Origin of the sequence: Streptomyces javensis, assembly GCF_039525925.1 — a bacterium.
Lineage (GTDB): Bacteria > Actinomycetota > Actinomycetes > Streptomycetales > Streptomycetaceae > Streptomyces > Streptomyces asiaticus.
In genome coordinates this window covers 42,663-50,545 of sequence record NZ_BAAAIF010000076.1, presented here as the reverse complement: position 1 = coordinate 50,545, position 7,883 = coordinate 42,663, and the positions used below count along the sequence as shown (strand labels likewise).

Here is a 7,883-nt window from a genome sequence, read left to right as displayed (position 1 = left end):
GCCGGGGGGCGCGGGGGGCCCCCCCCCCCCCAGCCCCCGCGGAGCGGGTACCACATCGCTACGCGATGTGCAAGCGAACACCCGCGCTGCGCGCGGGTGTTGCGCTCCCGCTCCGCGGGAGCTGCGGGTGGCTGCGCCACCCGCGCACCCGGACTGCTATGTAGTCCGGGTGATGACCCCGTCCGCTGCGCTCCCTTGCCCGGACTTCCGCTTCGCTCCAGTCCGGGCAAGGGGGTCCGCTGCGCTCCCCCGTCTGACGGCCCTTCCGGCTGCGCCTCCAGAACCGTTGAGGCCCGCTGCCGCGGGCCAAGCTGGCCGCGGGGAGTGGGGGCGCTCGTTCGTGTCGGGTCCCAGTGTAGTGGGTGCATCAGGTTGATGCACCATGTACCGTTGGCGAAAACGCGAGACACCCACAACCACCCGGAAACCTCCCCAGAATCCTGAAAGGACGACCGCAGATGACCAGTCACCACGAATCTACCGGACCCGATCCCGCGCCTAAGCAGCGCTTCCCTGCGCCGGGTGACGCAGTACCAGACGGCGGGCGTGAACGCCCGGTTGAAGGTGTCCGCGCTCCTAGAGGCGCACGGCGTGCCCGCGAGCGAGGCGGACGACCTGGTGGCCGTACTGGAGGCCGGGGCGGTCACTGGGGCGCAGTGCGAGGTGGTGGAGCTGGGGGACATGGTGCCGGCCTCTTGGGGCTCACTGTTCTCGGACGGCTGGGATGACGGTGTGACGGCCGTGAGCGAGGCCCTGGTGGGCATCGCGGACCGGGGCTGGCCGCGGCGCGGCGGCCGATCGGCCGGGTCCGCTGAACTGGCCATATATCTCGCGGACGTGAGGCAGCGTGAGCGGGTCGGCCTCGTGCGGCTGGAGAGGTTTGTTCGGGAGCCCGTGCTGCCGCGCACGCACCCGCACACCACGGCGCGGCGCCGGGTGCTGGAGGCGCTGGGTGAGGCCGACGGTCTGAGCACGGCGCGGACGGTTAACGGCGGCGGGGACGTCATCGTCTGCACGCGCGAGGGCGGGCACTACGATCCGGACAACAGGCCGTCCTTCAAGGATGGGCAGCCCGGCGGCTGGCACAAGGCGGATGCGTCGATCTGGAACGGCTTGGGCGCGGCCTGCATTCCGCACGCGGGCCTCTGAAAGACCGCAGGAATTTAGCGCTCGGGGAGGCATGGGAATGTCAGCGATTCAGCTCAAGGAACACCAGGTAGATCAGCGCTCCGCGTTTCGTAGGTGGGTGGGATTCCCTGCAAGGTCATCTGTGCCCCCGCAGGGTGCCCGGGGCACGATCGTGTCCGCGACCGGTTCGGGCAAGACGATGACGGCCGCCGCGTGCGCGCTGGAGTCGTTCGCGGACGGCCGGATTCTCGTGACCGTGCCCACTCTGGACCTGCTCGCGCAGACTGCCCAGGCGTGGCGTCTGGTGGGCCACCGGGCCCCGATGGTCGCGGTGTGCTCGCTGGAGAACGACCCGGTGCTGAAGGAGCTGGGCGTGCGGACCACGACCAACCCGATCCGGCTCGCCCTGTGGGCCGGGTCCGGGCCGGTCATCGTGTTCGCCACGTACGCCTCCCTGGTGGACCGCGAGGACATTGATGGACCCGAGGGCCAGCGGAAGGTTCGCGGGCCGCTGGAGGCTGCTCTGGCGGGCGGAGACCGGCTGTACGGCCAGCGCATGGCAGGCTTCGACCTCGCGATCGTGGATGAGGCGCACGGCACCGCCGGTGATCTTGGTCGTCCGTGGGCGGCGATCCACGACAACCAACGGATCCCGGCGGACTTCCGGCTCTACCTGACCGCGACCCCGCGCATCCTCGCCGCGGCCCGGCCGCAGAAGGGCGCGGGCGGCCAGGAGGTGGAGATCGCGACCATGGCCGATGACCCGGAGGGCACGTACGGCGCGTGGCTCGCGGAGCTCGGTCTGAGCGAGGCGATCGAGCGGGAGATCCTCGCCGGGTTCGAGATCGACGTCCTGGAGATCCGCGACCCCTCCCCCGTCCTCGGGGAGTCCGAGGAGGCCCGGCGCGGCCGACGCCTGGCGCTCCTGCAGACCGCGCTCCTGGAGCACGCCGCCGCGTACAACCTCCGTACGGTGATGACCTTCCACCAGAAGGTGGAGGAAGCGGCGGCGTTCGCGGAGAAGCTGCCGGAGACCGCTGCCGAGCTGTACGTCAACGACGCCTCCGACGACGACCTGGCCGCCGCCGACAAGCTGCCGAAGTCCTCCATCGACGCGGAGTTCTACGAACTCGAGGCCAGCCGCCATGTCCCGCCGGACCGGGTGTGGTCGGCGTGGCTGTGCGGCGACCACCTCGTAGCTGAGCGGCGGGAGGTGCTGCGCCAGTTCGCCAACGGCATCGACGCGGCCGAACGCCGGGTGCACCGCGCCTTCCTCGCAAGCTGTCGCGTGCTCGGTGAGGGCGTGGACATCACCGGTGAGCGGGGCGTGGAGGCGGTGTGCTTCGCGGACACCCGCGGCTCCCAGGTGGAGATCGTGCAGAACATCGGCCGGGCGCTCCGCCTCAACAAGGACGGCTCCGCCAAGGTCGCGCGGATCATCGTGCCGGTGTTCTTGGAGCCCGGCGAGGACCCCACCGACATGGTCGCCTCCGCGAGCTTCAAGCCGCTCGTGGCCGTGCTCCAGGGCCTGCGCAGTCACGATGAGCGCATGGTCGAGCAGCTCGCCTCCCGCACCCTCACCAGCGGCAAGCGCAAGGTCCACGTCCAGCGTGACGAGGGCGGGCAGATCGTGGGGGCCGGCGGCGAGAACGACGGCGACGACCAGAAGGAGGACGACACCGACGCCGCTGCCGAGTCGGCTCTGCTGCACTTCTCCAGCCCGCGTGACGCGGCGACGATCGCCGCGTTCCTGCGCACCCGGGTCTACCGGCCGGAGTCGCTGGTGTGGCTGGAGGGCTACCAGGCCCTGCTGCGGTGGCGGGCGGAGAACGAGATCACCGGCGTCTACGCTGTGCCCTATGACGTTGAGGTCGAGGTCGGCGTCACGAAGGACTTCCCCCTCGGGCGGTGGGTGCACCAGCAGCGCAAGGCGCTGCGGGCGGGTGAGCTGGAGGACCGGCGCAAGGTCCTCCTGGACGCGCCGGAGGCCGGGATGGTCTGGGAGCCGGGCGAGGAAGCGTGGGAGGCCAAGCTGGCCGCGCTGCGGTCCTACCGGCAGGCGACCGGGCACCTCGCGCCGCGTCAGGACGCGGTGTGGGGCGAGGGGGAGGCGATGGTGCCCGTCGGGCAGCACATGGCCAACCTCCGGCGGAAAGGCGGCCTCGGCAAAGACCCGGAACGAGCGCAGGCGCGGGCGCAGCAGCTCGCGGCCATCGACCCGGACTGGAACTGCCCCTGGCCACTGGACTGGCAGCGCCACTACCGCGTCCTCACCGACCTCGTCGACGCCGACGGCCACCTGCCCCACATCGCACCGGGCGTGATGTTCGAGGGCGACGACCTGGGCAAGTGGCTCGCGCGGCAGCAGGAAGCGGGCACCTGGGCGCAGCTGTCGACCGAGCAGCAGCAGCGGCTAGCAGCACTGGGTGTGAAACCCGCCGAACGGCCCGCCCCAGCCCCGGCGGCCAAGGGCACCGGAAAGGCATCAGCCTTCCAGCGCGGTCTGGCAGCCCTCACTCAGTACATCCAGCGGGAAGGCAGAACCGTCGTTGGAAGAGCGCACATCGAGGTGCTACCGGAAGGTTCGGCGATCAAGCTGGGTGTGTTTCTGAGTAACCAAAAGGCCAGGCGCGACCGACTGGATGCGAAACAGCGGGCCGCCCTCGCCGAGCTGGGCTACACCTGGGCTGCAGAACAGTCCGGGCGCAGCTGATGTTCCCCGATGGGCTGCGCACACCCATTACCGGATGGGCCGATAAGCCGTTTGGTTCTGTATGCAGGATGCTGGGTGGGATGGAGCAAGAGCACGGCGGCCCGAAGTCGAGTCGGTGGAGGTGCTGTTCCGGGCTGCGGGCGGGGCGACGGAGTGTTTGAGGTGGTTGTCGGCCGCCGCCGAGGTGGTCTTCGAGAACTGTCTGCCGCTGAAGCCGTTCCCCGCCCGCAAAGGCAAGCGGCTGGCACCGGGATGGTGGTGGTCGGCCACCACCGGACGGCTGGTGCACTACGGGTCCGCAGCGATGCGACTGCATGTGATGCTCCTCGACCGCGACCCGCGCGTCATCGGTCTGGCCGCCCGGCCGCTTGAACTGCGGTGGCATGTGCCGAGCAGGGTGCGGGCGCATGCTCCTCAGCTGATGCTCCGGCTGGCCGATGGCCAGGGGGTGCTTGCTGACTGCACAGGGAGAGGGGAGCTGTCTCGGTGTCAGCGGTCTCTTGCTGCGGTGGTCGGAGAGATCTGTACGGCGGTGGGCTGGCGGTACTGGGTGCTCGGGCCTGTCGACCCGATCTACCGGCGCAATGTGACTTGGCTGGCCGGATACCGGCACCCGCGGCATCACGGTAGTCAGTTGCTGGCTGCCGCGCTGCAGGAGGCGTTCGCCGAGCCGGCGCCGCTGTGGGAGGGCGTACGCGGGATCGGGGATCCGCTGGTCGTGCTTCCCGCGCTGTTCCATGCCCTGTGGGCGGGACAGCTGGCGGCGGAACTGGAGGCGTCGATGCATGAGCGGATGCCGGTGTGGGCGCAGGCGGCAGAGTGAGGGCGGGCAGCGGGATGCCGGGCAGGCCGGCGGTGGAGCTGGGGTGCCAAGTGCGGTTCGGGGGGCGTACCTGGACGGTGGCTGCCCTTGCTGACGGTCAGGTGCGGCTGGTCACCGAGGACGGTGAGGTAGCGGCGGTTTTGCTGTCGCTGCTGTTCGCCGATGCGGAATTCGAAATCCTGGGTGCGCCAGGAGTGCCCAGGGTGGCACCGCTGGGCTTGCTGGAGTCGTTGCCCGAGGCGGTGCGGGAGCGGGCGCTTGTCTGGGAGCGGCATGTGCGGGAGGTGGAGACGGGGCGGCCGGGCACGCCCGGGGCAGCAGGTCCGCTGCGGGCGGAGTATGACCCGCAGGTGCGGACGCTGGCGCAGCGGGAGGAGGCGAAGGCGGCGGAGCTGTCGGCGGCCGGCATGCCCACCAGCGTGGTGACGGTGCGGCGGATGCGGGCCCGCTACCGCCGGGAGGGGGTGTGGGGGCTGGTGGACCACCGGGCAACTCGGCCGCGGTCCGTCCTGGGGCGTGCGGACGAGCGGGTGGTGGCCGCCCTACGGGAGGTGTTGGAGGCTGGGCGGGAGCGCTCCAGCGGGACGCTGGGGCGGCTGCGGGTGTACACCGAGCGGCTGCTGGGCGAGCAGTACGGGGACGGAGTGGTGCCGCTGCCCTCAAGTGCGACGTTCAACCGACTCGTGCACGCCCTCGCCGACAGTCACGGTCTGCTGGACAGTGCGCGTCAGCGCCGCTGGCGCTCAGCCCGGCCGGCTCCCCCGTTCGTCCCGACGACAGCGATGGCGCCGGGTGAGCTGGTGATGATGGACAGCACCGTGCTGGACGCCTTCGTGGTGCTCGACGACGGAGTGGTGGAGCGTCCGGAGCTGACCATCGCGCTGGATGTGGCCACCCGCACCATCTGCGCGGCCGTGCTGCGTGCGAAAGGAACCCGCAGCGTGGACGCGGCGCAGCTGCTGGCACAGATGATGGTCCCGGCGCCGGTGCGGCCCGGTTGGGCCGAGGCGCTGGCGATGGAACACTCGGTGGTGCCCTACGAGCGGCTGCTGAGCAGGGACGCCCGGCTGGAAGGTGCCGCGGCGCGGCCGGTGATCACCCCGCAGACCATCGTGGTCGACCAGGGCAATGTGTTCATCTCATCCTCGTTCATCGCCGCCTGCGAGTTCGCTGGGCATTTCTGTGCAGCCCGCACCACCGGGCAACGGGCCGGCCAAGGGGCATGTGGAACGCACGTTTTCCTCGATCAACACGCTGTTCGTACAGCACGTAGCCGCCTATACGGCCTCGCACACCGGCGAGCGCGGGAAGGACACCGCGGGCGAGGCGGTGTGGACACTGGCCCAGCTGGCCGAGATGTTCCAGAAGTGGATCATCTGCGGGTGGCAGGAGCGTAAGCACGATGGGCTGCGACACCCGATAATGCCCCGCTGTGCACTGTCGCCGAATGAGATGTGGGCGGCGCTGGTCGCCGTGTGCGGGTACATCCCGGTGCCGCTGGGCCGTGAGGACTACATCGAGCTGATGCCTCTGATGCGGCAGAAGATCAACGACTACGGCATCCGCATCGACTACCGCACCTACGACCACAAGGCCCTCAACCCCTACCGCGGCGAACGCTCGCCGGCGGCGGACGGCCTGTGGGAGATCCACTACAACCCGCACGCTCCCGGCCAGGTATGGGTACGCCTGCCCAAGACTGACCAGCCACGCGGATATGGATGGGAGGCGGTTCCGTGGATCCACCACACCCTGGTCGACGCCCCGTTCACCGACTGCGCCTGGCAGCACATCAAGCGCACCGTCGCCCGCCGCGCAGACCGCGCCCAGCACGAACACGACCTGGCCCTCGCCCTGCGCGAGCTACTGGAACGCGCCGCCGCCGGACATGGCACCCGCCGGGAGAAGGTCGTCGCCGCCCGCGCCCGCACCGCCGCAACCGATGGTGCGGTGTGGGGGATCCTGTACGGCCGGCAGCCGGAGGCGGAAGCCGATGAACCAGGGGAGGACGTCTTCGGCGACAGCGAGGACGACAAGGAGCCCTTGAGCGACGACGGCGCTACGGGTATCTGGCCGACTGAACACCCGCCACTGAGCGACTCCCCAACCGGCGCGGCGCAGGAAGCCGGCGTGCCTGCACCGAGACCTCCCCAGGTCACGGTCTACGACCCCTTCGAGGAGTCCCTGCGATGGTGAGCCCGCTCTCCAACGATGCCGTCGGGTTCGCCCCGCTGGCCCCTCCGACCGTATGGCAGGGCTGGGACGCTTTCGTCCACCGAGCCCCGGCGCCCGTGCGCGACGCCGACGATCCCGCCTGGCCCCAGGCAGAGCGCGAGGACTACCACTCGGAACTCGCCGTCATGCGCACCCCGGCCATGGACAGCGTGTTCACCGCCGTGCGCCGACTGCTGCTGGTCAACCGCCGCCAGCAGGCCGGCGCCCGCCGCGGTCTGATCATCTCCGGACCGGCCACGACCGGGAAGACCACCACGATGATGGCGCTCGGGCGTTCCTTCCAGCTGGCCGACGCTTGCCAGTATCCCGGCCAAGACAACAGAAGACCGGTGCTGTTCATCAGCATGCCGCCGGCCGCCACCCCGAAGATGCTCGTCAGCGAGTTCGCCCGGTTCGTCGACATGCCCATCACCGACCGTCTCAACCAGACCCAGATCACCGGCGCCGTGTGCGACCTGCTGTGCGAACTGGGCACCCAGCTGGTCCTCATCGACGACGTCCACCTCCTGGACACCCAGCGGCGCGCCGGCGCGGAAACTTCCGACCAGTTCAAGTACCTCGGCGAACGCATCCCGGCCACCTTCGTGTACTCCGCGATCGACGTCGAGACCTCCTCCCTCCTCAGTGGGGTGCGCGGGGCGCAGATCGCCGGCCGTTTCAAGATCTTCCGCCACCGCCCGCTGGCGTATGCCACCGAGCAGGACCGGGCGGTGTGGGACGACCTCGTGCGGGCTATGGAGGACCTGCTGAGGCTGCGCGCCCACCGTCCCGGAACGCTGGTCAAGCACGCCGCCTATCTCCACGCCCGCACCGCAGGACGGATCGGCAGCCTCTCCCACCTCATCCGCGAAGCCGCCCTGGTCGCCATCACCGAAGGCACCGAACGGATAACCAAGCAGCTGCTGAGCGAGGTGGAGCTTGACGCAGCCGCCGAAACCCAGGCCCGGTCGGCCCGGCCCGCACGACGGAAGTAGGGGCATCCGG

General features: G+C 70.2%; 6 protein-coding genes. All 6 read left to right on the top strand.

Translation table 11 applies throughout. The features are described from left to right. Positions 1-522: 522 nt before the first annotated feature. The 6 genes from ABD329_RS40545 (at position 523) to ABD329_RS40520 (ending at position 7,873) form a co-directional block, all read left to right on the top strand. Complete coding sequence (locus ABD329_RS40545; RefSeq protein WP_246618757.1) at positions 523-1,149, top strand: hypothetical protein; 627 nt, start codon at positions 523-525, stop codon at positions 1,147-1,149. A 37-nt stretch (positions 1,150-1,186) separates the two neighbouring features. Next, positions 1,187-3,841: a DEAD/DEAH box helicase gene (locus tag ABD329_RS40540; RefSeq protein WP_198279357.1), complete on the top strand. Its 2,655-nt coding sequence runs from the start codon at positions 1,187-1,189 to the stop codon at positions 3,839-3,841. Between the two features lie 166 nt (positions 3,842-4,007). Then, positions 4,008-4,664 carry a TnsA-like heteromeric transposase endonuclease subunit gene (locus ABD329_RS40535; RefSeq protein WP_344317713.1) on the top strand — a complete coding sequence of 219 codons (657 nt, stop codon included), beginning with the start codon at positions 4,008-4,010 and terminating at the stop codon, positions 4,662-4,664. A 77-nt stretch (positions 4,665-4,741) separates the two neighbouring features. Then, the gene (locus ABD329_RS40530) at positions 4,742-6,061 is read left to right on the top strand and encodes a hypothetical protein (protein WP_281404676.1); all 1,320 of its coding nucleotides are present in this window, start codon (positions 4,742-4,744) and stop codon (positions 6,059-6,061) included. Further along, a complete protein-coding gene (locus ABD329_RS40525) occupies positions 6,021-6,860 on the top strand; it encodes a Mu transposase C-terminal domain-containing protein (protein WP_344317711.1) in 840 nt (279 codons plus the stop codon). The genes ABD329_RS40530 and ABD329_RS40525 overlap by 41 nt, the downstream gene beginning before the upstream one ends. Next, a complete protein-coding gene (locus ABD329_RS40520; RefSeq protein ID WP_198279355.1) occupies positions 6,854-7,873 on the top strand; it encodes a TniB family NTP-binding protein in 1,020 nt (339 codons plus the stop codon). The genes ABD329_RS40525 and ABD329_RS40520 overlap by 7 nt, the downstream gene beginning before the upstream one ends. Positions 7,874-7,883: the final 10 nt, after the last annotated feature.